The 24,220-nt window shown below is 70.2% G+C and carries 18 protein-coding genes and 3 pseudogenes; 6 read left to right on the top strand and 15 right to left on the bottom strand.

Features of this window, described 5'->3' with window-relative positions; genetic code table 11:
- Positions 1-108 precede the first annotated feature (108 nt).
- From ABZ027_RS09875 to ABZ027_RS09865, 3 genes are all read right to left on the bottom strand, one after another.
- Positions 109-285 (bottom strand): hypothetical protein, encoded by a 177-nt coding sequence (locus ABZ027_RS09875; protein WP_356766224.1) that lies wholly within the window; start codon positions 283-285, stop codon positions 109-111.
- Positions 286-456: 171 nt separating this feature from the next.
- Complete coding sequence (locus tag ABZ027_RS09870; RefSeq protein ID WP_356766222.1) at positions 457-912, bottom strand: (2Fe-2S)-binding protein; 456 nt, start codon at positions 910-912, stop codon at positions 457-459.
- Between the two features lie 22 nt (positions 913-934).
- Positions 935-3,055 carry a molybdopterin cofactor-binding domain-containing protein gene (locus ABZ027_RS09865; RefSeq protein ID WP_356766505.1) on the bottom strand — a complete coding sequence of 707 codons (2,121 nt, stop codon included), beginning with the start codon at positions 3,053-3,055 and terminating at the stop codon, positions 935-937.
- A 310-nt stretch (positions 3,056-3,365) separates the two neighbouring features.
- Here ABZ027_RS09865 and ABZ027_RS09860 point away from each other — a divergent pair, with 310 nt between their 5' ends.
- Positions 3,366-4,115 carry a class I SAM-dependent methyltransferase gene (locus tag ABZ027_RS09860; protein ID WP_356766220.1) on the top strand — a complete coding sequence of 250 codons (750 nt, stop codon included), beginning with the start codon at positions 3,366-3,368 and terminating at the stop codon, positions 4,113-4,115.
- Positions 4,116-4,381: 266 nt separating this feature from the next.
- Here ABZ027_RS09860 and ABZ027_RS09855 read toward each other — a convergent pair whose 3' ends face one another.
- Complete coding sequence (locus tag ABZ027_RS09855) at positions 4,382-5,158, bottom strand: hypothetical protein (protein WP_356766218.1); 777 nt, start codon at positions 5,156-5,158, stop codon at positions 4,382-4,384.
- A 6-nt stretch (positions 5,159-5,164) separates the two neighbouring features.
- On the opposite strand from ABZ027_RS09855, the pseudogene ABZ027_RS09850 reads away from it, so the two are divergent.
- A pseudogene (locus ABZ027_RS09850) lies at positions 5,165-5,596 on the top strand (alpha-glucosidase); the annotation flags it as partial.
- A gap of 51 nt (positions 5,597-5,647) precedes the next feature.
- Here ABZ027_RS09850 and ABZ027_RS09845 read toward each other — a convergent pair.
- Both ABZ027_RS09845 and ABZ027_RS09840 read right to left on the bottom strand, forming a co-directional pair.
- A complete protein-coding gene (locus tag ABZ027_RS09845; RefSeq protein ID WP_356766216.1) occupies positions 5,648-6,181 on the bottom strand; it encodes a hypothetical protein in 534 nt (177 codons plus the stop codon).
- A gap of 175 nt (positions 6,182-6,356) precedes the next feature.
- A pseudogene (locus tag ABZ027_RS09840) lies at positions 6,357-6,578 on the bottom strand (MmcQ/YjbR family DNA-binding protein); the annotation flags it as partial.
- Positions 6,579-6,815: 237 nt separating this feature from the next.
- Between ABZ027_RS09840 and ABZ027_RS09835 the strand changes: the two are divergent.
- Positions 6,816-7,637, top strand: coding sequence for an AraC family transcriptional regulator (locus ABZ027_RS09835; RefSeq protein ID WP_356766214.1), 822 nt, complete (start codon positions 6,816-6,818; stop codon positions 7,635-7,637).
- A 92-nt stretch (positions 7,638-7,729) separates the two neighbouring features.
- Here ABZ027_RS09835 and ABZ027_RS09830 read toward each other — a convergent pair.
- The 6 genes and pseudogenes from ABZ027_RS09830 to ABZ027_RS09805 all read right to left on the bottom strand — a co-directional run.
- Positions 7,730-7,873: pseudogene (locus ABZ027_RS09830) on the bottom strand (cyclophilin-like fold protein); the annotation flags it as partial.
- A 105-nt stretch (positions 7,874-7,978) separates the two neighbouring features.
- Entirely contained in the window at positions 7,979-9,001 is a 1,023-nt protein-coding gene (locus ABZ027_RS09825; protein WP_356766212.1) for a zinc-binding dehydrogenase, read from the bottom strand.
- A gap of 63 nt (positions 9,002-9,064) precedes the next feature.
- On the bottom strand, positions 9,065-10,501 hold the full coding sequence (locus ABZ027_RS09820; protein WP_356766210.1) for a carboxylesterase family protein: 1,437 nt from the start codon (positions 10,499-10,501) through the stop codon (positions 9,065-9,067).
- A gap of 224 nt (positions 10,502-10,725) precedes the next feature.
- Positions 10,726-11,061, bottom strand: coding sequence for a hypothetical protein (locus ABZ027_RS09815; RefSeq protein WP_356766208.1), 336 nt, complete (start codon positions 11,059-11,061; stop codon positions 10,726-10,728).
- 228 nt (positions 11,062-11,289) lie between these two features.
- On the bottom strand, positions 11,290-12,894 hold the full coding sequence (locus ABZ027_RS09810) for a carboxylesterase family protein (protein ID WP_356766206.1): 1,605 nt from the start codon (positions 12,892-12,894) through the stop codon (positions 11,290-11,292).
- A gap of 850 nt (positions 12,895-13,744) precedes the next feature.
- Positions 13,745-15,298 (bottom strand): sigma-70 family RNA polymerase sigma factor, encoded by a 1,554-nt coding sequence (locus ABZ027_RS09805; RefSeq protein ID WP_356766204.1) that lies wholly within the window; start codon positions 15,296-15,298, stop codon positions 13,745-13,747.
- A gap of 368 nt (positions 15,299-15,666) precedes the next feature.
- Between ABZ027_RS09805 and ABZ027_RS09800 the strand changes: the two genes are divergently transcribed.
- On the top strand, positions 15,667-17,100 hold the full coding sequence (locus ABZ027_RS09800; protein ID WP_356766202.1) for a glycoside hydrolase family 43 protein: 1,434 nt from the start codon (positions 15,667-15,669) through the stop codon (positions 17,098-17,100).
- 484 nt (positions 17,101-17,584) lie between these two features.
- Here ABZ027_RS09800 and ABZ027_RS09795 read toward each other — a convergent pair whose 3' ends face one another.
- From ABZ027_RS09795 to ABZ027_RS09785, 3 genes are all read right to left on the bottom strand, one after another.
- The gene (locus ABZ027_RS09795; RefSeq protein WP_356766200.1) at positions 17,585-18,847 is read right to left on the bottom strand and encodes a DUF418 domain-containing protein; all 1,263 of its coding nucleotides are present in this window, start codon (positions 18,845-18,847) and stop codon (positions 17,585-17,587) included.
- Between the two features lie 479 nt (positions 18,848-19,326).
- Positions 19,327-20,439: a histidine kinase gene (locus ABZ027_RS09790; protein ID WP_356766198.1), complete on the bottom strand. Its 1,113-nt coding sequence runs from the start codon at positions 20,437-20,439 to the stop codon at positions 19,327-19,329.
- Positions 20,436-21,134 carry a response regulator transcription factor gene (locus ABZ027_RS09785; protein ID WP_356766503.1) on the bottom strand — a complete coding sequence of 233 codons (699 nt, stop codon included), beginning with the start codon at positions 21,132-21,134 and terminating at the stop codon, positions 20,436-20,438. The genes ABZ027_RS09790 and ABZ027_RS09785 overlap by 4 nt, the downstream gene beginning before the upstream one ends.
- A gap of 163 nt (positions 21,135-21,297) precedes the next feature.
- Here ABZ027_RS09785 and ABZ027_RS09780 point away from each other — a divergent pair, with 163 nt between their 5' ends.
- Together ABZ027_RS09780 and ABZ027_RS09775 are read left to right on the top strand one after the other, a co-directional pair.
- Complete coding sequence (locus ABZ027_RS09780) at positions 21,298-22,509, top strand: DUF418 domain-containing protein (RefSeq protein ID WP_356766196.1); 1,212 nt, start codon at positions 21,298-21,300, stop codon at positions 22,507-22,509.
- A gap of 314 nt (positions 22,510-22,823) precedes the next feature.
- Positions 22,824-24,119: a DUF418 domain-containing protein gene (locus tag ABZ027_RS09775; RefSeq protein WP_356766194.1), complete on the top strand. Its 1,296-nt coding sequence runs from the start codon at positions 22,824-22,826 to the stop codon at positions 24,117-24,119.
- The last annotated feature ends 101 nt before the right edge of the window (positions 24,120-24,220 follow it).

The raw sequence follows: 24,220 nt of genomic DNA, 5'->3' as shown, positions 1-24,220 counted from the left end.
GCCGGAAAAGGTGACTAGGACCAGCAAGCACCGCTCTACATCGACGCGCCACTGGAACTGTCCGTGCGGGTGACAGCACGTCGATGCCCCCTTCTGTGGTGTCGGCGGTCATGTGGCCCGGAAGTCGTCCACCCGCTCGCCCTCCGCCTGGGACGGCTCGGTCCTGGGGACGTCCGGGTGCTGCTCCACTGCCGCACGCTCGGTCGGTTCATCGCGCTCGCCCTCGGCCTGGGAGGGCGTGTGCGAGTACAGCCAGCGGTCGTAATCCGAGGCTCCGGTCTTCATGGCGGGCCTCCCTGGGTCGCTCATCTCCCATGCTCCTCCCGGGTCCGCCGCAGGGCCACAGCGACCGGCGCCGCGGTTCTCGCCCGGGATGCGTGAATGGACGGTTCCGGATGATCCTGGGGAAGTCCAAGACACCGCCGAAAGGGACGCCCGGACCCCCATGGCCGGCGCTCAGCCGTTCGCCGCGGCCTGGTTGATCGCTTCGCGGATCCGGGAGTAGGTACCGCAGCGGCAGACGTTCTCGATGCCGTCGATGTCGGCGTCCGTCGGTCGGCGGGTCTTCTTCAGCAGGGCCGCCGCGGCCATGATCTGGCCCGGCTGGCAGAAGCCGCACTGCGCGACATCGCGGTCGAGCCATGCCTGCTGCACGGGGTGCAGCTTTTCGCCGTCGCCCAGGCCTTCGATCGTGGTCACCTCGCGGTCCGCGCAGTCCGCGACCGGAACGACACAGGGCTGGGTCTCCTCGCCGTCGAGGTGGCTCGTACAGGCACGGCAAACGCCCACGCCGCAGCCGTACTTGGGGCCCGTGATGTTCAGCATGTCCCGCAGGACCCACAGCAGTGGCATGTCGGCCGGGGCCTCGACGGTGACCGGCTTCCCGTTGAGGACGAAGGAATAGGAGGGCATCAGCACCTTCTCGGAGGTCGGATCAGAAGTTGAGGGGGAAGCGGCGGGGCTTGGAACCGGTCGCCCGGGCATAGGCGTTGGCGACGGCTCCGGCCGCGGCCGGGACGCCGAGTTCGCCCGCCCCGCCCGGTTCCCGCCGGGAGGGCATGATGTGCGCCTCGAAACGCAACGGGGCGTGCCGCTGGCGGGCGTAGCGGAAGTCGGCGTAGCTGCTCTCGCGGACGGCGCCCCGGTCGATGTGCAGGCCGGCCTGGAGGACGGTGGAGATGCCGTCGATCGCGGTGCCCATGAGCTGGGCCTCGAGGCCGCGCGGATTGACGGCCGTTCCGACGTCGGCCGCCATCACCACCTTGGTCACCCGGGGGCTCTTCGGGTCGGTGACGTCGATCTCGACCAGGCAGGCCACGCAGGAGCCGTACTCCTCATGGACGGCGACACCCTGCGCCTGGCCCGCCGGCAGGGTCCTGCCCCAGTCTCCGGCGTCCGCGACCTTGTCGAGCACGGCTTTGACGGACTTGTTCCTGAGTGTGGTGCGCCGGAAGGCGACCGGGTCCTTTCCCAGGCTCCTCGCGACCTCGTCGACGACGATCTCCTCCGCGGTCCGCATCGTCCCGGAGTCCACCGACCGCCAGGCGCCGAGGGGTATCGCCAGTTCGACCGATCCCGAATTCCCGGACACACGGCCGAAGTTGTACAGCCCGTCGTCGCTGGGCAGCGGGCCGGAAGCAGGTACGACGGCCGGAGTCACCCCGCCCCGAGCGGCCCCCCGAGCTGCCCCCTGAGCGGAAAGGGACTGCCCGTCGTACGACTCGCTCACCGAGGCCATCGAGTGGGTGAACGCCACCACTCTGCCCCGCGCGTGACTGGCCCGGATCCGGTGGTGGCTGGCCGGGCGCATCCGGCCGTGCCGGATGTCGTCGGCGCGGCTCCACATCAGCTTGACCGGCCGGCGTGCCGCCTTCGAAATGAGGGCCGCCTCGATCGCGGCGTCGTGGTTCAGCCGCCGGCCGAAGGAGCCGCCGCCTCGTATGACGTGAACTCTCACCTTCGAAGCGGGCAGTCCGACCGCCGAGGCGATGCTCTCCCGCGCGTCCATCGGCGACTGCGAGGAGAACCAGATCTCGGCGTGGCTCGCACGAACGTCCGCCACCGCGGTCAGTACCTCCATCGGGGCGTGGCTGACGAAGGCGAACTCGAACTCGCCCTCCGTCTGCGCCGATCCGCGCGGCGGGGTGCCGAGTCGTGGGACGGCGGCCCGCAGCCGCGAGCGGATCGCGGCATCGGAGAGCGACGCGAGCGGACCCGGCGCCCAGGTGATCCGCAGGGCGTCCCTCGCCTTGAAAGCGTGGTGGAAGGACTCCGCCACCACGGCGACCCCACCGGCGACCTTGACGACGGCGTGGACGCCCGGCATCGCCCGTGCGACCCGGGAGTCGACCGAGACGAGCTTCCCGCCGAGCGTCGGCGGCCGGGCCACCACGGTCGGCTTCGCCCCCGCCACCGCCAAGTCCCCGGCGTACTTGGCCTTGCCGGTGACGATGTCCCGGGCGTCGATCCGGGTGGTCGGCCGTCCGATCACCCGGTGCCGGGACGCGGGCTTGGGCTTGCTCGACACGGCAGGCCGGCTGATCCGGGCGGCGCTCGCGGTCAGTGAACCGAAGGTGGCCGAACGCCCGTCCGGTGCGATCACCTTCGTGTTCCGGGTGCTCAGGAACCGCGCGGGAAGGTTCCAGCGCCTGGCAGCCGCGGTCACCAGCTTGGCGCGGGCCAAGGCAGCCAGCTCACGGGCCGGACCGTACAGCGAACTCACCGAGCTCGAACCGCCCGTGTACTGGTTGCCTTTGGCACGGGCGTCGGCGAGCGGGATGTCGATGTCGACGAGCCTGGCATCCAGCTCCTCGGCGATCATCATGGCGACCGCGGTGGTGACGCCCTGGCCGACCTCGACGCGCGGCAGCCGTACGACGACCCTGTTGGCTTCGGTGACTTCGAGGACCAGCATCTCCCCGTCGGTGCCGGTCACCAGGACGTCGGACGCCCGGCGCGTCGTGGCCGCGGTGGCCTCGGCGCCGTCCGCCGCCGCCCCGTCACAGCCGAGCGGCGCGGCGACGGTCAGCGTGGATGCCGCGAGCGAGTAGACCACAAACTTCCGGCGGGACAACTGACGGGTCAACGGACGCTCCTCTTCGAGTATCCCAGTGGTTCAACTGGTATGAGGGGTCAGCGCGCTTCGGAGTTGCCTGCGGGGGCCGACCCGCCTGGGGAAGCCTGCGGGCGGCACAGGACCTGGACGAAAAGGCTCCGGCCGGCACTGTCCGTATCCCGACCGACGGTCTGTCGGTGCAGGACATGGCCGTACGAGTGGTCCAGGCGACGGCCTGGTAGCCGCAACTACCCTCCGTGCGACAGAAATTGACTGGACACCGCACAAGCCGGAGGCGAACGCTGGCGGTATGAAGCAGGAGGATCTCTGGGGCGTCGATGCCGCCCAGCACTATGACACGCCCGGCACGGACATGTTCGCGCCCGAGGTCCTGGGGCCGACCGTGGACCGCCTTGCCGAACTCGCGGGTGGCGGAGCGGCACTTGAGTTCGCTGTGGGAACCGGTCGGGTAGCCGTCCCGCTCGCCGAGCGAGGAGTCCCGGTCACAGGGATCGAGTTGTCGCGGCCGATGGTCGAGCGACTGCGAACCAAGGCGGACGAAACGACGCTTCCCGTGATCATTGGGGACATGGCGACGGCTGTGGCTCCAGGGACGTACACGATGGTCTACCTCGTCTTCAACACCATCTCCAACCTCCTCACCCAGACCGAGCAGGTCCAGTGTTTCCGCAACGCCGCCCGCCACCTCACACCAGGTGGCCGGTTCGTCATCGAGCTCTGGGTGCCGGAGCTGCGCAAGCTGCCACCGGGCCAGGAGGCCGTCGTCTGGCGATCCGAGCCCGGCTACATCGGCTTGGACACCTACGACGTCCTGAACCAGCACGTCGTGTCGCACCACTTCAGGTTCGACGACACCAAGGATGCTCAGCTGTCCCGCAGCCCGCACCGCTACATCTGGCCGGCCGAACTCGACCTCATGGCACAACTGGCCGGATTCGTGCTGGAGACCAGGCACGCGGACTGGGACGGCGCCGAATTCACCGCCGAATCGCGCTCTCACGTCTCCGTCTACCGATACCAACCGGACGATGATGTATGACACTTGGCGCGCTGCATGCAGCCTCCCCCGCGCCGCCGCCCGGTTCACCTTCGTCGAACCAGTAGTCAGCAGGACGCCCGCCGCGGTGTCGGCGCCACGAGCCGGACCGCGTCGTGGCCGTCCCACAGGCGCAGCGCCAGTACCTGCTCCCCCAGTTGACGGTCGGGCCAGGGAGAGAACCTCGGTTGCCCCGCCCGAGTGCTTGAAGCCTCGCTACTCAGGCTGGGCAACTGGGCCTCGTACCTGATGGCAGGGCCGCCGCCGCCTTAACGCGGCACCGTGCGTTCCTCGACAATCAGTCCCGCAGGTGCCGTGACCGACTCGATCCGGCCGTCGGTACCGATGGCGACGTCGAGCCGTTCTCCCGCGAGAGTGAGACCTGTGACGGTCAGTGCGCCGACGGGGAGTGGGCCTGTCGGGCGGAGGTGGAGGCGGCCGGCGGGGACGTCGGGCTCCTGTCCGGTCAGTGCGCTCATGAGGGCGATGGCCGCTGCCGCCGACCAGGCTTGTGGCGGGCAGGCGGCCGGGTAGGGGACGGGGGCGGGGGTGTCCGTGCGGGCGTCGCCGCCCCACAGTTCCGGCAGTCGGTAGTCGAAGGCCGGTGCTGCGGCGAGGAGGCCCTCGATGAGCGGGGCGGCTGCTTCGGGGTGTCCGGCGCGGGCGAGGCCGGCGATGGCGATGGCGGAGTCGTGCGGCCAGACGGTGCCGCAGTGGTAGCGCAGCGGGCCGAAGCCGCCGGACCGGGACGACATCGTGCGCAACCCGTAGGCGTCGGACATGTCGAGGGCGGCGAGCCGTGCGGCGACGGTGGCACTCTCGTCGGCGTTGAGTATGCCGGTGGCCAGGAGATGGCCCATGTTGCTGGTGACGGAGTCGACAGGGCGCCCGGAGCCGTCAAGTGCCATGGCCGGGTAGAGGCCTTGCTGGTCGGAGACCCAGAACCGGGCGCGGAAGCGGTCGGCGAGGTCGGCTGCGAAGGTCCGCCAGTGTTCGCCGTCCGGCAGTCCGAAGGCGTCGAGGAGTGCCGCACCGGCGAGGGCCAAGGGAACCACCCGCACTGGGACCGCGACGGCGTCCACGACATCTTCCGCACCTGGCGCGCCATCGCCGACAGCTACCCCGACCCCCGCCTGTTCGTCGCCGAGGCCCACGTCCGCCCCGGCCGCCTCGCCGACTACCTTCGCCCCGACGAACTCCACACCGCCTTCAACTTCGACTTCCTCAAGTGCGCCCTCGAAGCGGACGAGTTGAGGGAGGTGATCGACCGCACGATCACCGATCTGGCGAAGGTCGGCGCCCCCGCCACCTGGGTCGTCTCCAACCACGACGAAATCCGCCACGTCACCCGCTACGGCCGCGCCCACACCGGCGTCATCACCCCGCTGCGTGACCAAGGCCACCACACCGACCTCGCCCTCGGCACCCGCCGAGCCCGGGCGGCCGCCCTGCTGATGCTGGCCCTGCCCGGGGGCGCGTACATCGGCGGCAGCCCCACTCGCCCCTTCCGTAACGGCGCCGTCCGCCCTTGCCCCTCACCTTTGCCTACGAGCCCGCAGAGCGGCCCACTGGCGTAGACGCTCGGCGATCTGGGCTTCGTAGCCGTTGCGGGTGGGTTCGTAGTACGTCTCGCGGCTCATGTTCTCGGGGAAGTAGTCGGCGCCGGAGAAGCCGTCAGCGGTGTCGGGGTCGTACTGATAGCCCTTGCCGTAGCCCAGGTCTTTCATCAGCCGGGTCGGCGCGTTGAGGATGTGGGCGGGCGGCATGAGCGAGCCTGTGCGTCGGGCGGCGCGGTTGGCGGCGTTGAAACCGCGGTAGACGGCGATGGATTTGGGAGCGGTGGCGAGGTAGACGACCGCTTGGGCGATCGCCAACTCGCCCTCGGGGGAGCCGAGTCGCTCGTACACATCCCAGGCGGCGAGCGTCTGCTGGACGGCGTGCGGGTCGGCCATGCCGATGTCCTCGTTCGCGAAGCGGGTCAAGCGGCGGGCGATGAACAGCGGATCCTCGCCGCCGTCGAGCATGCGGGCCAGCCAGTACAGGGCCGCGTCCGGATCGGAGCCGCGCATCGACTTGTGGAGGGCGGAGATCAGGTTGTAGTGGCCTTCCTGTGCCTTGTCGTACAGCGGGGCGCGCTGCTGGATGTGGGGGCGAGCGCGGTGGTGTCCAGGGGGGTCTCGGGGGTGGGGAGGGTCTGGAGCTGTTCGGCCATGTTGAGCAGGTAGCGGCCGTCGCCGTCGGCCAGCCGGGGGTGATCTGGCTGTACTGCTCCCGCAGGGCGTGGGCCTCGCCGGGATCCGCCTTGAGGATCACGACGGGACGCCCCGGGACCTCTGTCATCAGCATGAACACCTTGCCGCGCACCTTGAAGACCTCCCAGTCGGAGCCGAACGGGTGCTCCAGCTGGGCTCCGGGGAGTTCCTCCGCGCAGTCGGCGGCGGTCTTGTGCAGGACCGGTCCGTTCATCGGGCGTTTCCTTCCTCAGGTGGTGACGGACTGTGGCATCGAAAGACGTGGAGGGCGCGCCGCGCGGGCGCGGTGGCACGTCCCATCCTTCCGCCGCAGCCAACCGGAAGGAGGGTAGGCTGCGGACACGTGATGGTCGATAAGGGACACCCTGACCCGAGTGGAAGCGCGGCCGGTGCGGCTGCGGTTCCACTGTTCGGTTTCCAGCCCCCGGTCGGTACCCCGTACGGCCTTGAGGTGAGTACCGTCGAGGACTTCTTCGTCCAGCACGATGACTGGCCGTGGAACCCGCCCCGTCCGGGCCGTGCCACCTTCCACTACCTCATCGCGATCACCGAGGGTGAGCTGCGGCACGACGTCGACTACGTCACGCGGACCGTCGCTCCCGGCCAGTGGCTGTGGGTGCGTCCCGGGCACGCGCAGTGCTGGCATCCGCCCGGCGCGGCCCGCGGCCCGTTCATCCTGTTCGAACCGGACGTACTACGGCCCGACATCGCCCGTCTCCTGGCCCCGCTCACCGCACACGAGGCCCCTGCCGTGCTCAGCCCGCACCCCGACGACACCGCCTGGCTCCACCAGACGGCACTCCAACTCCTGGACGAACACCGCGCACTGGGGCGCCGCCCTCTCGACATCCACCACGCCCTGCGCCGCAGCCTGCTCGAAGCACTGCTGCTGCGCCTGGCCAACTCCCCGGGCATCGCCCCCACCGGCACGGCCACGGCCCACGCGGGCCGCGCCGACCGGTACGGACGCTTCCTCGACGCCTTGGAGCTGCACTTTCGCGAGCTGCACCAGGCCGCGGACTACGCCGAGTTGCTCGACTGCTCGGTCCGCACCCTGAGCCGCGCCACCCGGGACGCCACCGGCAAGGGCGTACGCGAACTCATCGACGAGCGGCGCCTCCTGGAAGCCCGGCGCCTGCTGGGAAGTGCCCGGTGGGACGCCCGGACGGTGGCCGTCCACCTCGGCTTCACCGACCCCGCCAACTTCGGCCGCTTCTTCCGCGACCGCACCGGCCTCACCCCGGCCGCCTTCGCGGCCGGCGAGACCGACTGACGGTCTCGGTGATTCCGGCCTGTTCTCAGTCGATGGCCTCGATGGTGACGTCGACCGTGCCGTCGTACTTCTTGAGGGCATCGGCCCATCTGCAGCGTCAGCGGAAGCAGCGAGGCGAAGTCGCGTGCCGTCGCGTTGTCGTCGAGGGTTGCGGTGAGGACGGTCTCTCCGGCGGTCAGTCGGATTCTCAGATGGCTCCTGCTCTCTGGGGTGTTGCCGGCAGCGGGTACGGGCATCGACGAGCGGTGCCGCCTGGTGGGTGCCCGGGCTGGGCCGTCCAGCGAAGAGTTCTCCAACTCCTGTGCCAGTTCCTTCGTAGTTGTTTTTCAGTTGCCCAGGTCTCAGTCCCCCAGGACGACGACGTGCTTGCCCGGCGTAGTCCCGGCCTCGACGTCGGCATGGGCGTCACGGACCTGGTCCAGGCCGTGGTAGACCTTCGCGACCGGGACGTGGAGGCGCCCTGCCGCGATGGCCTGGAGCTGGCGGGCGAAGACGTCGGCCGGGAGGTCGGCGGCCTGACCGCCGTAGGACGTCAGCCGCACCCCGCCCGGGATCATGAAGGGGGTGAAATCGGGGATCGTCCACTGGCCCGCCAGGGCTCCGGTGAAGCAGACCGTGCCGTGCCGGCGGACGGTGCGCAGGCTGTCAGCGAGGACCGAGCAGCCCACCAGCTCCAGTACGGCGTCGACACCCTCCGGCATCAGCTCGCGCACCTGGTCGGCGATCGTGCCGCTGTCGACGACGGGATGGTCGACACCCGCGGCCCGCAGTTCCCCGGCCCGTCCCGGGCTGCGGGTGGTGGACAGCACGGTGGCCCCGAGGTCCTTCGCCAGCGTGGCCGCGCTCAGCCCGACCGTTGAGGTGCCGCCGCGGATCAGCAGCGTGTGCCCCGCCTTGAGATCCAGGCCGGTGGTCAGCGATCCGTAGGCGGTCTGGAACATCTCCGGCAGCGCACCGACGACCTCCCACGGCAGGCCGGTCTTGAAGGGGATGACCTGCGCCGCGGGGACGGTCACGTACTGCGCGTACGCGCCGTCGTACGAGCGGCCCATGCCGCCCATCATCGTGGCCACCTGCTGTCCCGGCCGCAGCCCGCTGTCCTCGTCGGCCTCATCGACCACGCCGACGCTCTCGATGCCGGGGACGCGCGGGTAGGTGACCTCCGCGTCCGACTCGCCCTTGCGGGTGGTGACCTCGGACTCGTTGACGCCGAACGCCTTCACCCTGATCCGCACCCAGCCGGGCTTACGTACGGGCACCGGAACATCCTTGATCTCCAGTGCCTCAAGCCCGCCGGGCCCGGTGACGACGGCGGCCCGCATCGTCGCCGGTGCGGCGTCGCCGGCTGCTGTCGGTTGGCTCATACCGAGTTCCTCACTCTGTTTCGCCCCGTTGGTGCGCTACTCCGGATGACGTCCCGCCAGCCTTCAGGGACGGTCGATGCCCTCCCACAGGCCGAGGGCCTGCTGGTAGTGGGCGGTGGCCTCGAAGGGCGGGTTGCCGACGCTTCCCGACGTGGGTTTGTCCGTGACGGCGGGCCACAGACGGGACTGCTCACCGGTGGCGAAGTCGAGCACGATGTCGCGGATCCGCGTGTCACGCTCGGCCTGGTCGGCGCTGCGGCCCGGCTGTTCCTGGCCGACCAGGGCGTACATCTCGGTGCCGTGCACCGCGGGCGCGCCCTCGGCGGGCCCGATCATCAGGAGATGGGCGTTGCCGCCGGCAGCGGCGTGCGCCAGGCAGCCGCGGGCGGCCGGGAGCGCGAAGAGGTAGTCCGCCATGACCGCGGCGCGGACCTCGGCCGGGGTACGGCCGCCCTGGTCGTAGGCGTCGACGATCTTCTTCGCGCGGGAGCGGGAAATACGCCACCCCGCGACCTCGTCGACGACGCGGTCGAGGGTGTGCGGGTTGAAGCGGTCGAGGTCGTTCGCCACCCACCACCCCATGTCGTCACTCGCCATGCTCAGCAGGACGTCGACATCGCGGTGCGCGCCCGAGGCGAGGACGTCCATGGGGTGGGCGTGCACCACCGCGCCGGGCTGCCCGATGTCCAGGACGACGCCGGTGGCCTTGTTGTCCACCCCGCCGCGGACTCCGAGATCCGTCGGGGCGACCTTGCGCAGGGCGTCCCTCAGGGAGACCGCGTCGAGGTCGAGCAGCTTCTCCGGGTTGTCCGCCACGCCGAGTTCGGTGACGAACAGGTGCGCGAGCTCCTCGGCCCACCAGGCAGGGACGCTACGAGCGGGCCCGCCGGAGAACCCGGCCAGTCGCCGGTACAGGCCGTCGGCGGAGGAGGTGCCGAGCAGACCGAAGGTGGAGTAGGCGCCGGCGCTGTGGCCGTAGACCGTGACCTGGTCGGGGTCGCCGCCGAAGTGGACGATGTTCCGCTTGACCCAGGTCAGCGCGGCGATGACGTCCTGGAGGAAAAGGTTGCCGGCCTCGGCGAGCCGCCCGCCGTACTGCGACAGCGAGAGCGCGCCCAGTGCGCCGAGCCGGTAGTTGACCGACACGCTCACCACGCGCCCCGACGCGGCGAGACCGGCGGCGTTCGAGGTGATCTGGGTGTTCGAGCCGTACTCGAATCCGCCGCCGTGGATGTACACGGTCACCGGAAGCGCCTTGTCAGCCGGCTGCTCAGGGGCCCACACGTTCAGGTTCAGGCAGTCCTCGCCCATCCCGCTGTCCGCTGCGAGCCAGTCGCCGCTATCGGGCTGGACAGAGACGACACCCTTGCGGTCATAGGGGCGGTCCGGATCGAAATCTGCGACCAGAGGGCGGCGATACCGCTCGGCGGTGGCGTACGGGATCCCCCACCAGGACCGCACCCCTGGTGCGGTCGGAGCCTTGGGCACGGTCGCTGTCATGACATGTCCTTCCAGCGCGGCTCGGGCATTCGCGCGACGCTTCGGCGGCTGGTTGCTCGCGGTGACGTCTCCCATCGTTTCCCGGGATCCGACGAAACGCCCCGCGGGTGGCGGTCACCCGGTGGTCATCAGGTGACACCTTCGGCAACAAGATCTCGGCGCAGGCCATGAGCTTCGACTGCACGACCGACGGCCGGAGCGTCGGCGAACGGGGCTGGCCTGACCTACCGCAAGAGGTCTGTCTCTTCTTCTTGAAGCGGTCGAGAGATGCGCAGGAGGCCACACCCCTGGCCCGGATGACTGTCGCCCGTCGCCAGGGCGGCCTGGCTCAGGGAGCCGCTGAACAGAACCAGATCCTCGGCGGTGAGTTCGGGCCGCAGCAGGCCGTCGTTCGTCACAAACCTCGCCCGGCTCGCGATCGCGGTCGGCGTCGACGTCGTACTGCCCAAACCCCGCGGTTCCCAGGCCCTGGCCGAGACGGTGGCCCAGCTCGGCCGGCAAGTCCGCACCGCGACACCCGACGAGGCGGCCCGCGTCGGCGGCCGGGTCGCGGTGAGCATCCCGCCGGCTCCCTGCTGGGACCTTCCCGCCGCCGCGCTGTCGGGCAAGGTCGTGCTCGACATCGGAGCGTCCATGACCCGCCGTACGACGAACCCGAGGACGGTGCGCCGGCCTTGTCGAGCCACGTCACGTCGTCGGCGATCACCAGCAGCACTCGCTCGGCGGCCCCGGGCAGGGTCGGGGACTGGCGCGGTGGCTGATGCTCCGTTTTCCAGCCCCCGGCCCACTCAGGAGTGCTGTGTGCCCGGCATCGTCTCCCAGAACGCGCACTGGTGTTCCGTCGAGTACCGGTCGTCGTCGATCAGGGCACTCCTGCCCTCAGCCCGCAGCGACAGCATCAGGCCCTTGCCCTTGTGATAGCCGGGCCAGACCGTCTGCCGGGGGACGGCCGGCCGGCCTGTCTTCGTGAACGCGCCCCAGTACCGCGTCATCTCGCGGGCGAGCCGGCGCTCGTCGGCGTTGAACAGCGGGGCGATGGGTGTGCCGTTGTGGAAGCTGGGCCAGATGTAGGCCAGCTCCGCGGCGTGGCCGGCCCCCCATACGTAGCCGGGGATCTGCGTCAGGCCAGGGCCGGTCCGGTGGTTGAACTCGTACGCATAGGTGGGGGTGTACCGCGCGAAGGTCCGGGCGAGCGAGCGGAGCCCGCATCCGCCGATCCCCGAGATCATCCCCGAGTCGGTCATGATCCCGCCGATGAGATAAGCCGCGGTGAACTGGTCGGACGATTCAGGCCAGGGGTACCGGGCGAGGACCTCGTCGGCGCGGGCGCCGGCCACGCCCTGGACGAAGGCGAGGTAGGCCTCCTTGCCCGCGCCTATGTAGCCCGCGGCGAAGGTGCGGCCCTCGTCACGGGTGGCACCGACGACCACGGGCACACGGGCGAACCTCCCGCTGTCCAGCGCCTCGCTCGCTCCGGTCGGGAACGTCTCAGTCCCGTCCACGAAGCCGGCCGAGAAGGTCCGGCTCGCGTCGAGGAGCGTACCCACCGGAGCCGACCGCAGACAGTCGAGGACGGCCGCCTGAGCCGTGCCGTCGCAGCCCGCCTGCCGGGCGAACGCCGTGCCGGCGGCCTCCGCCCGGGCCTGCGGCCCGCTGGGACAGGAGCCACTCTGGATCATGGCGCGGGCGAACAGCCCGCGCGAGCCGGGCGACACCAGATGACCGCAGACGGACCAGCCGCCCGCGGACTCGCCGTCGATGGTGACCTCACCGGGGTTCCCGCCGAAGGCGGCGATGTTGCGCTGCACCCAGCGCAGCGCGGCCTGTTGGTCCATGAAGCCGTAGTTGCCGGACTCGCCGCCCTCTTCGGTGAGGGCGGGCAGGCCGAGGAACCCGAAGGCGCCGAGTCGGTAGTTGAGCGAGACGCCGATGACCCCCGTCTCCGCGACGAGCTTCGACTCGTCGTTCTGAGAGCCGCTGCCGTTGGTCAGGCCACCGCCGTGGATGAAGACGTGCACCGGAAGGCGGGCGCCGGCCCGCACGCCCGACGGCCGCCACACGTTGACGTCGAGGCAGTCCTCGGTCTCGCTGCGCGGCCCGTTGCCGCTGGGCAGTACGGGGCAGGGATTGCCGAAGTCGGCCGCCTCCCGAACGCCGGTCCACCGCGCCGCGGACCGCGGCGGCTTCCAGCGCAGGGAGCCGGTGGGCGCCGCCGCGTAGGGGATGCCGAGGAACCTCTCGACGCCCTTCGAGGTGGCGCCGCGCACAGCGCCCTTGTCGGTGGGCACCACGGTCGGCGCACTCGCGGACGCCGTCGCGGGCAGCAGCCCGACGACGGCGAGGGACATGGCTAACGCGCCGCCCAGGACAGTACGGACTCTGCTGGCAGTCATGGATGGGAACCCTTCTGGTCGGGTGCCGGCGGCGGCTGTGCGGCCGACGCCCTTGGTGGTGGGGAGGGAACCGGGCCGGGGCCTGCCCGGCATCAGAAGCGGCTCGTGACCCGGCCGATGGTGCGAGCCGGGTGGTCAGCGGGTGCGTCCAGCGACATCCGCAACCGGCCTTTCCTGCGACGTCGTACCGATGTCCGATTGAGCTCCATGTGGGCTCCTCTTCAACGAGTACTCGACGGTTTGCATGACTACCCAGATCGCCCACTGGGCCGCCGATGAGCGCCGCCGGCGCGGGAAGCAGGGTCAGAGCGACCACCACCGCAGCGCGTTCGGTCATGGTGAACAGCAGGAGGAGGCGATCGTGGCGAATCCCAGGGCTGCCGGCATGCGGTGCTCGCTTTCATGGGGACGACCCTCGGCGGCGATGGGTGGGGCTGGGCGGGGGACGCCGACCGAGGTGTTACGCGAGAGTTTCGGAGCACCGACGGATCGGCGTCCAGCATCAAACCGAGATCTGTCCATGCGATAAGCGCATCAATCCAGGCGGGCGCCCTGAGCTCGTCCGCCATGGAGGCCACCACCTTGCGTCAAATGGCGGCGTACCGTCGCGTGGGCCGCGAGCTTCACTGCCGCCGCCACGGAGATGCACGTAGCGGCATGAACGCGATCACCGTCTCGATGGACGTGCAGTCCTGGGGGCCGGCCGGGCCTGGGCGCCGACGATGACCGCGAAGAACTCGGCCTCATTTCGCGCACTGCAGCAGGACTACGGCATGCCCGGAAGGACACCCGCCGCATCCTCCTCGGCCTGATACGACGTCACGCGAGTTCCAGCGCAAGGCGTTCAGTGTCAGGTCCAGGGCGCCACAAGGACGAAGGAGCGGCTGGCCCTGTACGCGGCCGTGTCCTCGGAAGGGTCGAGCCACATCTGGAGGTTGTCACGGTGGCGGAGGTAGCGGCCGGGGTAGTTGTACGACTCCAGGGCGACCGAACCGTTCGTGGAACCGGAACGGGGGCAGAAGGTGGCGTCCTTCTGGAAGAGGGCGGATCGGTCGTCGGTGTCCAGCCGGACGCGGAAGGCATAGTGCCGCAGATACCTGCCCGTGGCGTCCCTGAGTGAGTAGCAGCGGGGGTCGGCCAGGCCGGGAACGAAGGTGAAGGTGGCCGCCTGCCGGGTGGCCGCGGAGCTGGTGGCGCCGACCGGGCCCAGGATGCCGAGTCGGCCGGACTGGCTCACGTAGTCGCCGGGGTCGTCGACCGACCGTAGGACATGCGGCCCCGAAATCCGTGCCTCAGCCGTCGTCGCCGGGGCCGCGGTCGGTGTCGGTGTCGGTGTCGGTGAGGCGGACGTTCTCGGGGACGGCGGCACGGACGAGGCGGCGGGCGACAGCGGGGCCGCGACGGCGGGCCGCGGGGCCGGCTCGTGCGATCCCGTGGCGGTGTACCAGGCCACTCCGACAGCCGCGAGCGTGACGGCACCTGCGGCTGCCGCCGCCGCGGGCTTGGCGGCCAGCCTGCCGATCGTCCGCGCCGTACGGCTTGTACCGCTCACCGTACGCGTGCCCGCGCCGACGGTCGCCCCGGCCGAGTCCACCCCCAGCGCCCTGGCCAGTACCAGGCCGGCCAGGCCGACCGGCACCGGCACCAGCGCGAGGCCGGCCAGCAGCCCCTCCGCCGGTATCAGGTCGGACGAGCTCAACAGGCACTGCGGACAGTCGCGGACATGGCGTGCCAGCCGCTTGCGCCACAGTCCGGACGGCCGCCCGTCCCACGAGGCGAGCACGGCGGCCAGGTCCGGGCAGCGCGGCGAGGCCGTCACGGCTCGTACCACGGTGCGCGCCGTCTCCAGCCGTTCCTTGACCCGCTGGATTCGAACCGCGGCGTGCTGCGGTGTGAGGCCGCAGGCCGCCGAGAGCTCGCCGCGGGTCAGTTCACCGGCGCTCTCCATCCACCACAGAGCGAGTACCTCGCGTTCCTCGTCCTCCAGCCAGCGGGTCGCCTCCACCGCTTCACGTCGCTGGCCCGACAGCGCAAGCCGAAGAATCGCCAGGTCGGAGAAGTCGGCCTGCGGGTCTGTTTCCCGGGCATTCTCCTCCAGGGGTTCCGCGGTGAGCCAGGTGCGCCCTCCGCGCCACCGGTCACGGATCTGTCGCGCGGTGATGGCGACGAGCCAGGACCGGAACCGATCCGGTTGCTCCAGTCCGGGCAACCCGTCCAGGACCCGCATCATCGTCTCCTGGACCACGTCGTCGACGTCGCTGTGCCCGTCCAGAGCCCGCCCCACGATGTTGTAGACCAACGGCAGAATGTCCCGTAGCAGCTGTTCCGAGGCCTGCCGGTTACCGGCCCGCGCCGCCATGACGACGGCGACGTCCGGCCGTTCCTGCGTGTCCCGCGAGCGCACCCCGCCCCACCTGTCCCGTCGCCTTGCCGATGTGTCGAGGGCGACAGTGTGGCAGGAGCGAATCCGGAGGACATACGGAGGCAACGCTGCTTCTCTTGACTCTCCCTCTTGACACCCGTTCCTACCCCATCTAACTTTTCGCCGAATTCACGAACAACGTCCGATATTTCGAACAAGGCGCGCACTCGCCGGACCCTTCCGGCTCGCCCCTGTTCCCGCTCCGCGGGGGCGAAACAAAGATGTCTCTTGTCATGGGCATTACTCCCGCATCTGCCGGCATGGAACAGCTCGTCCGCCGGCTCCAATGGTCACGCGTCTGACACTCCGCTTTCACCCCGTCCCGGCACCGCAGAAGGCAGGAAACGCACATGGCGAGGGTTCTCACCCGGTTCGCGGCGACATTGGTCGCCGTCGGCCTCTTCTTCACCTCCCAATCCCTGACCACACCTCAGGAAGCCGCCGCCGCCGACCCCGGCTACCTGATGGTGCACTTCACCGGAGAGGGGTCGACCAACCAGCAGATGTACCTCTCGCACAGCACGGACGGCGTGCACTGGAACGACCTCAACGGCGGCGGCATGGTCCTGCGCTCCACGGTCGGCACGAAGGGCGTGCGCGACCCCGCGTTCGTGAGATCCCCCGACGGCAGCAAGTACTGGATCATCGCGACCGACCTGTGCATCGGCTGCGGGCAGGACTGGCCGGGGTCCATCAACAACGGCAGCCGCAATCTCGTGGTGTGGGAGTCGACGGACCTGGTCAACTGGTCGCAGCCGCGGCTGCTGAACGTCGCCGGCGCCATCCCCGACGGGCGCAACGCGTGGGCGCCGGAGGCGATCTGGGACCCGGCCAGCAACGACTACGTCCTGTACTGGGCGACGAACGTGCCCCTCAACGGCGCAACGAAGCACCGCATCTACTACGCCCACACCAGCGACTTCCGCACCGTCACCACCCCGCAGACCTACATCGAGCGCCCCGGAACCCAGGAAATCATCGACACCCAGATCATCGAGGTGCCGCCGGGCATCGGCAACTACCGCTATGTACGGGCCTCCGGCGACGGGCAGATCACGCTCGAAGGCAGCAACTCGATCCTGGGGACGTGGACCAACCTCGGCAACCTCTCCGGCATCGGTTTGACCGGGTCGATGGTCGAGGGCCCGATGTGGATGAAGTTCAACGGCACCAACAAGTGGGCCCTCTACCTCGACCAGTACGCCAGCAGCGGCGGCTACATGCCGGTCCTGACGACCGACCCGTCCAACCCCGCCGCCTACCAGAAGCAGGCCTCGACCAGTTACAACATGGGTGGCACGAAGAAGCGCCACGGCTGGATCATGAACCTGACGGCCGCCGAGGAGAGCCGCGTGCTTGCCCGCTGGCCCAACACCGCGGCCAACCGGCTCCAGTCGTACAACTTCCAGGACCGGTACGTGCACCACACCAATTTCGACGTGCGCATCGACCCCGACGTCAGCCCCGTCCAGGACTCCCAGTTCCGGCTGCGGCCCGGCCTGGCAGGCTCCGACACCGTCTCCTTCGAGTCGGTGAACATGCCCGGGTACTTCCTGCGGCACTCCGACTACGACTTCCAGCTGGTCCACAACGACGGCAGCAGCCAGTTCGCCCAGGACGCCACCTTCCGCCAGGTGGCCGGACTCGCCGACTCCACCTGGTCGTCGTTCCAGTCGATCAACTACCCCGACCGCTACATCCGCCACTACGCCTACGAGCTGCGACTCGACCCGATCACTACCGCGACAGCACGCAGCGACGCCACCTTCCGCGTGACGAACTGACCTGAGACCGGGATGCCTACGCCTCCATGGGAGAGAGCCGGCATCCCCTTCATTTGCCTCCCCACGCCCTCCGCATGCCCATGCGGGCAAGAAGCACCACCACGACCGCGTCGCAATCGATGAGGGTGGCCGTCGACTGCTGTCGCTACGCGTCACTACGTGGCCGACGGTGCCCTTTACCTGGCCGGCGGACCGGAGCTGCACGCCCTGTCCCTGTGACGCCGACCGCTGGGGCGGCCCGCCGAGGGCCGTACCGTCGGCGCTCGGTCCGTTCGACACCCCGGAGAAGATGATCCGGGAATTCGAATGTCATCCGTAGTGGGTGAGGCGGCGGCCGTGGCACCCGTCGAACGCTTGGCGTGTACGGGTCGCTGATTTTCATGCCTGCTCTGCCGACCTCACGCTGCGGCGGGTGGCGCTTCGGCGCCCACCCGTTCGCACAGCCCGCCTCCGGAGTGTGGAGGTTCACACCCCGGCCCGGGTCTCACCGGATGTGCTTCGCAGGCTTGGTGGCGGCGTTGAGCAGGTACTCCAGGGGGCCGCGGCGGAAGAAGCGGGACCAGATCGCGGCGAACAGGATGGCTGCGAGGATGTACATGATCAGGGGCAGCCAGGACTGCTGGCTGCCGGTTCCGGCGGGCGTGGACAGTGCGGTCTGTGCGAGGAAGTGGCCGACGTAGGCGGTCAGGGACATGGTGCCCACGGCGATGACCGGCTTGGCCAGGCGGCGCAGTCGCGGCAGGCGGTCCATCGCCACCGTCGCGCCCACGATCACGAGGATCGCGATTCCGACGCTGCCGATGATGTCGAACGTGGTGCCGCTGTGCGGGCCGGCCGTCAGGAGCGTCGACGCCGGCATGTCGGGGAACGACCCGCCGTCGAGGGGCATCGACCCGCTGCCGGGAGGCATCGAACCGGAGCCGCCGGACGACGGCCCGTCTTCCGCGAGGCTCCGCAGCGCGCCCTTGCCGGCGAGCAGCAGGGACATGCCGTAGGCGACCGCGGTGAGGGTGGCGCCGAGCGCGGCCAGGCGCTTCTGGATGGTGCCGCAGGAGAGGTCGAGGCGGCCCAGCGCCATGCCCGCGATGACGAACGACATCCAGGTGAGCGCCGGGTAGAAGCCGGTGAGCAGCAGATCGAGGACGCCGACCTCGCTGAGGTGGCGGAGCGGGTCGTAGGTGTTGATGCTCTGCTGAACCGACGGGGTCAGCAGCGAGTTGAGGACGAACGCCAGCTGCGGTGCGACGAGGGCGAACGCGGCCGCGATGATCGCGAGGGTCCTGGCGCTCAGTCGCACCAGGGGCAGGGCGAGGAGGAAGTAGAGGCCGTAGAAGCCGAGGATGATCACGCCCCCGTACTCCATCGCCATCACGGTGCCCAGCGCCAGCAGGATCACGGCGCGGATCGCGATGCGGGCCCTCGCCTGCCGGCCCGCCCGGCCGGTCCTGGGCTCGCGGCGGCCGGCGAGCAGCATCAGTGAGAACCCGGCGAGAGTGGCGAACAGGACCGACGAGTGGCCGTCCGACATGTATCGGATCCAGCTGGCGACGCCAGTCGTGGCGGACAGCGGGGGGCCGATGTGCACGACGTACATGCCGAACACCGCCAGCGCGCGGGCCAGGTCCACCCCGACGAGGCGTCCCATCGAGGTACCGGGCGAGGCCGGGGACTCGGGAGAGGTCCGGGGCGGCGGAGGCGAGTTCTCCTGCGGAGCTGACGTCTCCTGCGGCGGCTGTGTCTGTGTCATACGGAGAACCTCGCGTGGGCCTCCGGGGGCGGACCATCCGGCAGTCTTCGGGCTCTCCCCCGCCGATCGGCGGGTACCGCCCTGCCGACCGGCGGAGTCTCGTCCTGACCCGTCGGTCCGGTGTGACCGGACGGCGGTGTTGTTCAGCCACTTGGCGGGGGTGGACCCGACGATTGCCGGATGGGTGCGTGGCGGCCGGGCTTGAAGGCTGGAGGCATGACAGGCCGCGCCAGCACAAGGAGCGCGAGGACTGCCCCGGCAGTTCGGCCCGCGTACCGGGTTGTGACGCCGCGACACGCAGAAGAAAGGCACTTCGTGAACACCGCATCCGCTCCGACGACGGATGAGCCGTCCCTGTCCGCCGGGAGACGATCAAGGCGCTGGGCGCGTATGTGCGGCCGCACCGGTGGCGCCGAAGTCCGTTGCCGACCGAGGCTCACGCGTGGGTCTTGTGAGCCGCAAGCCGACGGAGCGGCAGGTCAGTCCGCGCTGAGGGGAACCCTCAGCCGCACTCGGTAGCCGCCCTGCGCGGTCGGGCCCGCGTCCAAGGTGCCGTGCAGGATCTCGGCCCGTTCGCGCAGACCGACCAGGCCCTGCTGCGATCCGGGCAGGGAGAGGGAGGGGCGCGTGGGCGGGGTGTTGGTGACGGTCACTCCCATACCGTCCCCGTCCTGCCACAGCTCCACGCGAGCGTTGGCGCCAGGGGCGTGCTTGCGGACGTTGGTCAGCGCCTCCTGAACCGTGCGGTAAAGGGCGCGTTGGGCGGGTGTGCCCACGGTGGGCGGCAGCTCACCCGTCAGCTCCGTGTGAGTGCCGCTGGATTCCACCAGTTTGCGCAGGTCGGCCAAGGTGGGTTGCGGCGTCAGCTCGGTGGATCTGCCGCCGGAGGCGCGCAGCAGCGTGACCATGGTGCGCAGCTCGTCGAGGGTGGTGACGCTCAGCGAACGGATCGTGCGGGCGGCCTCCTTGGCGTCCGCGTCCTTGGCGGCGACCTGCAACGCTCCGGCCCGTACGGCGATCAGGCTGACCTGGTGGGAGACCACGTCGTGCATCTCGCGGGCCAGCTGGGCGCGTTCACGGGCGAGCACGGCCTGGGCGTGCAGGGTCCGCTCGTGCTCCCTGGCCTCCTCGACTTCGGCCAGCCGCCGCGCCAGGTCCCGTCGTGCCTGGAGAAGCTGGCCGAAGAGGACCGGGGCGGCGCTGGTTGCCAGGCCGTACACGAAGAAGACCAGCGTCATGGTCCGGTCCGCCTCGGCCAGGGGCCACGGCGTACTGCTCGCGACGGCGGCCAGGACGACGCACGCCGCGAGGAGACGGCGGTTGCGGGAGCGTTCGGCCAGCGTGAACAGCGCCGCGAGCACAGCGACGGCGACATCCTGCATCAGCGCGATGGGCAGGGTGAGCAGGAAGACGCCGAGCGGGAACCTGCGCCGGAACGCCAACGCGGCGCAGCCGACCGCGGCCAGCGTGACCTCGGGGCGCGTGTGCTCCCACATGTCCACCACCAGCACATCCACGGCCGCCACCGCCACCAGGACGATGTCGACGACCGGCGCGGGAACCCGCTGCCACACGGCACTGGCACGGCTCATCGGCCGCCGACCTCCGACCGCGTGCGCTCGTCGAGCAGCCCGGCCCGCTGCGCCAGCAGCGCGGCCTGCACCCGGCTCGTCACCCGCAGCTTCGTGAGGATCGCGCTGACGTGGTCCTTCACCGTGCCCGCCCCCAGGTGGATGCGCACCCCGATGTCGGCGTTCGACAGCCCCTCCGCCACCAGGACGAGGACCTCGCGCTCCCGCGTGGTGAGCAGCCGGACCCGCGCGGCCTGCTCATCGACGGCCGCCTCGGTGCCGGGGTGGCTGTGCAGCAGCGTCCGCGACGCCTTGGGCGACAGCACCACACCGCCCGCGACCAGGGTCCGCACCAGGTGGGCCAGTTGTTCCGGCTCCGTGTCCTTGAGCAGGAAACCGGCCGCACCGGAGTGCAGCGCGGTCAGGATGTACTCGTCGGCGTCGAACGTCGTCAGCATCGCCACCACCGGCGGATCCGGCATCGTCCGCAACTCGCGCAGGACGGTGAGCCCGTCGACGTCCGGCATCCGAATGTCCAGCAGCACCACGTCCGGCCGCTCCCGCCGGACGGTCTCCACCGCGTCGCCGCCTCTCGCGGTCGCGACGACCTCGATGTCCTCGGACGCGCCCAGAATGAGTTCGAAGCCCGAGCGGACCAGTGCCTCGTCGTCGACCACCACTACCCGGATCACGCGCTCCGCCTCACCCTCGTTCATGCCTACGGTCATGCCGACTCGACCCTAAAGCCAGGTAGAGCCCTTGCGACCCGGCGAGCGGCAGCTCCAGCCACACGGCGGGGTAGCGCCCACCACTCGGCAGGGACACGGCAGCCTTCTGCCGGATAGTCCATGATCGGCCCGGGTTTCCACCCTGAGGGCCATGACCCATCACCCAGACTCCCGGCCCCTTACGGCCGACGCGCCGTCCCCCGAACGCGAGCGCAGTGAGCCCTCGACCGGCGCGCCCGGCATGGGCCGGCTGATCGGGCTGGACCTGGCCCGCGGCCTGGCCGTCTTCGGCATGTACGCGGTTCATGTGGGCCCCGCCCCCAGCCAGGGCGGGGTCATCGGCTTCATGATGGAGCTGGCGCAGGGCCGCTCCTCCGCCCTGTTCGCCGTCCTGGCCGGCTTCGCGGTCGCCCTCATCACCGGCCGCCACACACCGAAGACCGGCCTGGCCGGCCGCCAGGCCGTCGCCAAGGTGATCATCAGGGCCGTGATCCTGATCGCCCTGGGCACCGCCCTGACCATGACCGGCACCCCGGTCGTGCCGATCCTCGCCTTCTACGGGCTGTTCTTCCTGCTCGTGCTGCCGCTGTACCGGCTGGGCGCCAAGCCACTGGCGTTGTTCGCCGCGGGATGGGCCCTGGTGGGTCCGCAGCTGCTGTACGCGCTGAAGCCGGTGGTCGGCGGCCGCGTGTTCCTCTCCTACGGCCAGGCCGACGGCCCCGTCTCGCTGTTCTTCACCGGCGGTTATCCGGCCCTGACCTGGGTCCCGTTCGTGATCGCCGGTATGGCCCTCGCCCGCTGCGACCTGGCCGGCACGTCCGTCCGGATACGCCTGGCCCTCACCGGCGTCGCCCTCGCCGTCACCGGCTATGGCGGCTCCTGGCTGGCGGTGCGTCTCGTACCCGGTGCCGCCGAAGCCGTCCGGAAAGCCGAAGAGGGGCCGGGGATGTCGTCGGTGTCGTCCGTATCACCTGACAGCATCGGCATTTTCGGCGACACCCCCGCCGGGATGCTGGCCTCAGCCCCGCACAGCGAGGCGACCCTGTCCATCATGGCCGCCACGGGTGTGGCGATCCTTGTGATCACCGCGTGCCTGGCCGCCATGGACGGCTTCCCCAGGCTGCGCCGCCTGGCCAAGCCCGTCATCGCGGTCGGCTCGATGTCACTGACGGCGTACGTCTACCACATCGTCGCCATCTGGCTCCTGGACACCGAGCAATCGGCCGTCCCGCCGCTGCACATCCTGCTCGGCCTCACCGCGTCCGTCGCCGTCCTCGCCACCATCTGGTCCCGCCTCGTAAAGCGAGGGCCGCTCGAATGGCTGATGGGCAGGGCGACCGAACTGGCCCACCGCATCCGATAAGACGCATCGGGGTGTGTCGCTTCCCACGGATGCCGTAGCGACGCGAGTTCGGACGTCACCCCGCCTCCCGCCCGCGTGATCAATATCGATGAGAAGTGACGCCGCTCGGCCTTCAGGCGGAGCGGAAGAACCGCCGGCTCGTGGTGAGCCTGCCGACCCTCGGCATCGCGGCGACCATCTTGACCACCACAGGCGTGCCTGTACGACCGAGACCGGGCCCCCGCCGATCGGAGGGGACCGGTCGGCCGACCGGCGGGGGACCTCCTGAAGCCCGGCGGATGGTCGACCGCCCCCGCCTCGGCAAGGTTGTCCTGGTGACCGAGATCGAAAGCGCCAAGAAGGCGCCTACCCAGCCCTTACCCGCACCCGAGTCCGCCACAGCGACGAAACGCCCTTCGCCGACCGCACGGTTGGTCGGAGTGGACCTCGCCCGTGCCGTGGCCGTGTTCGGAATGTTCGCCGTGCACGTCGGCCCCTTCAATCCCTTCCCCACCTCCGGCGACGGCGCGGGCACTTGGTTCGTCTGGCTGGCGAGCGGCCGGGCCTCGGCGCTGTTCGCCACCCTCGCCGGATTCTCGCTGGTGCTGATCGCCGGCCGCCTGGAGCCGAAGACCGGACTGGCCGGCCGGCAGGCGAAGGCCAGGATCGTGATCCGGGCCGTGATCCTGCTCGTGGTGGGCACCGCGCTGACGATGACCAACTTCGGCGGCGGCGTCATCATCAACTTCTACGCGGTGTACTTCCTGCTGGCCCTGCCCCTGCTGCGGCTGCGGGCCAGGACCCTCGCGACCATCGCGGTCGCGCTCGCGCTCATCGCGCCGCAGGTGGCGTACTGCCTGCGGGCGCTGCTCAGCGAATCGATCGTGAACACCATCGACTCCTACGACCCGATCGCGCGCCTCTCCGGCGTGGGCGTGCTCGACTTCCTGCTCACCGGCTTCTACCCGGCGATCACCTGGATGACGTTCGTCGTCACCGGCATGGCGCTGGGCCGGCTTGATCTGTCCTCGGGCGCCGTGCGGCGGCGGCTGGCCGTGGTCGGGCCCGCGCTGATCGCGTTCGGATACGGCGTCTCGTGGTTGGCACTCCGGCTGACCGGCGGCGCCACGGAGATGGCGGCCGGGATGCCTGGCATGAAGGAGTTCGACGTCCTCAAGGACCGCGGTGCCATGCAGGATCCCGGCATGACAGAGGGATCCTTCGACCTGCCGGTCGGCAATGGGCTGTGGGGCCCCGACGGCTGGGGGCTGCTGGCGGCCGAGCCGCACAGCGGTTCCACGTTCGACCTCGCCGGCTGCCTGGGTGTCGCGATCACCGTGATCCTGTGCCTGACGGTGGCCGTGGACCGGCTGCCGGTGCTGCGCCGGCTGGCAGCGCCAGTCGTCGCCGTCGGAACCATGTCCCTGACCCTCTACGTGAGCCACATCCTGGTGATCCTCGCCCTGCCCGGCGAAGCGGTGACCCCACCGCAGTGCGCCTCCTTCGAGTTGCTGCTCTGCTTCGTCGTCGGAGCCACCCTGTTCGCGGCGATCTGGTCCCGTTTCTTCCACCGCGGACCGCTGGAGTACCTCCTCAACACCACCACCAAACTGGCGAACCGCGTCCGCTGAGCCTCGGGCGGGCACCCCATCCGGCTCCCAAGGCCTCGTACCGCCACCCGCGGAAACCTGCCCCATCGCCGGACCACGACAGCTACGCAGGTCAGAGCGGT

Origin of the sequence: Streptomyces sp. NPDC006332, assembly GCF_040612855.1 — a bacterium.
Lineage (GTDB): Bacteria > Actinomycetota > Actinomycetes > Streptomycetales > Streptomycetaceae > Streptomyces.
The sequence above is the reverse complement of the archived record's forward strand: the minus strand, read 5'-3'. Positions and strand labels throughout refer to the sequence as shown.

What these genes read in the sequence shown, in the direction of transcription:
- ABZ027_RS09875 (WP_356766224.1), bottom strand. Translation starts at nt 285, where the DNA reads ATGAAGACCGGAGCCTCGGATTACGACCGCTGGCTGTACTCGCACACG.
- ABZ027_RS09870 (WP_356766222.1), bottom strand. Translation starts at nt 912, where the DNA reads ATGCCCTCCTATTCCTTCGTCCTCAACGGGAAGCCGGTCACCGTCGAG.
- ABZ027_RS09860 (WP_356766220.1), top strand. Translation starts at nt 3,366, where the DNA reads ATGAAGCAGGAGGATCTCTGGGGCGTCGATGCCGCCCAGCACTATGAC.
- ABZ027_RS09845 (WP_356766216.1), bottom strand. Translation starts at nt 6,181, where the DNA reads ATGCGCGGCTCCGATCCGGACGCGGCCCTGTACTGGCTGGCCCGCATG.
- ABZ027_RS09825 (WP_356766212.1), bottom strand. Translation starts at nt 9,001, where the DNA reads ATGAGCCAACCGACAGCAGCCGGCGACGCCGCACCGGCGACGATGCGG.
- ABZ027_RS09820 (WP_356766210.1), bottom strand. Translation starts at nt 10,501, where the DNA reads ATGACAGCGACCGTGCCCAAGGCTCCGACCGCACCAGGGGTGCGGTCC.
- ABZ027_RS09815 (WP_356766208.1), bottom strand. Translation starts at nt 11,061, where the DNA reads ATGCTCACCGCGACCCGGCCGCCGACGCGGGCCGCCTCGTCGGGTGTC.
- ABZ027_RS09810 (WP_356766206.1), bottom strand. Translation starts at nt 12,894, where the DNA reads ATGACTGCCAGCAGAGTCCGTACTGTCCTGGGCGGCGCGTTAGCCATG.
- ABZ027_RS09800 (WP_356766202.1), top strand. Translation starts at nt 15,667, where the DNA reads ATGGCGAGGGTTCTCACCCGGTTCGCGGCGACATTGGTCGCCGTCGGC.
- ABZ027_RS09795 (WP_356766200.1), bottom strand. Translation starts at nt 18,847, where the DNA reads ATGACACAGACACAGCCGCCGCAGGAGACGTCAGCTCCGCAGGAGAAC.
- ABZ027_RS09790 (WP_356766198.1), bottom strand. Translation starts at nt 20,439, where the DNA reads ATGAGCCGTGCCAGTGCCGTGTGGCAGCGGGTTCCCGCGCCGGTCGTC.
- ABZ027_RS09785 (WP_356766503.1), bottom strand. Translation starts at nt 21,134, where the DNA reads ATGAACGAGGGTGAGGCGGAGCGCGTGATCCGGGTAGTGGTGGTCGAC.
- ABZ027_RS09780 (WP_356766196.1), top strand. Translation starts at nt 21,298, where the DNA reads ATGACCCATCACCCAGACTCCCGGCCCCTTACGGCCGACGCGCCGTCC.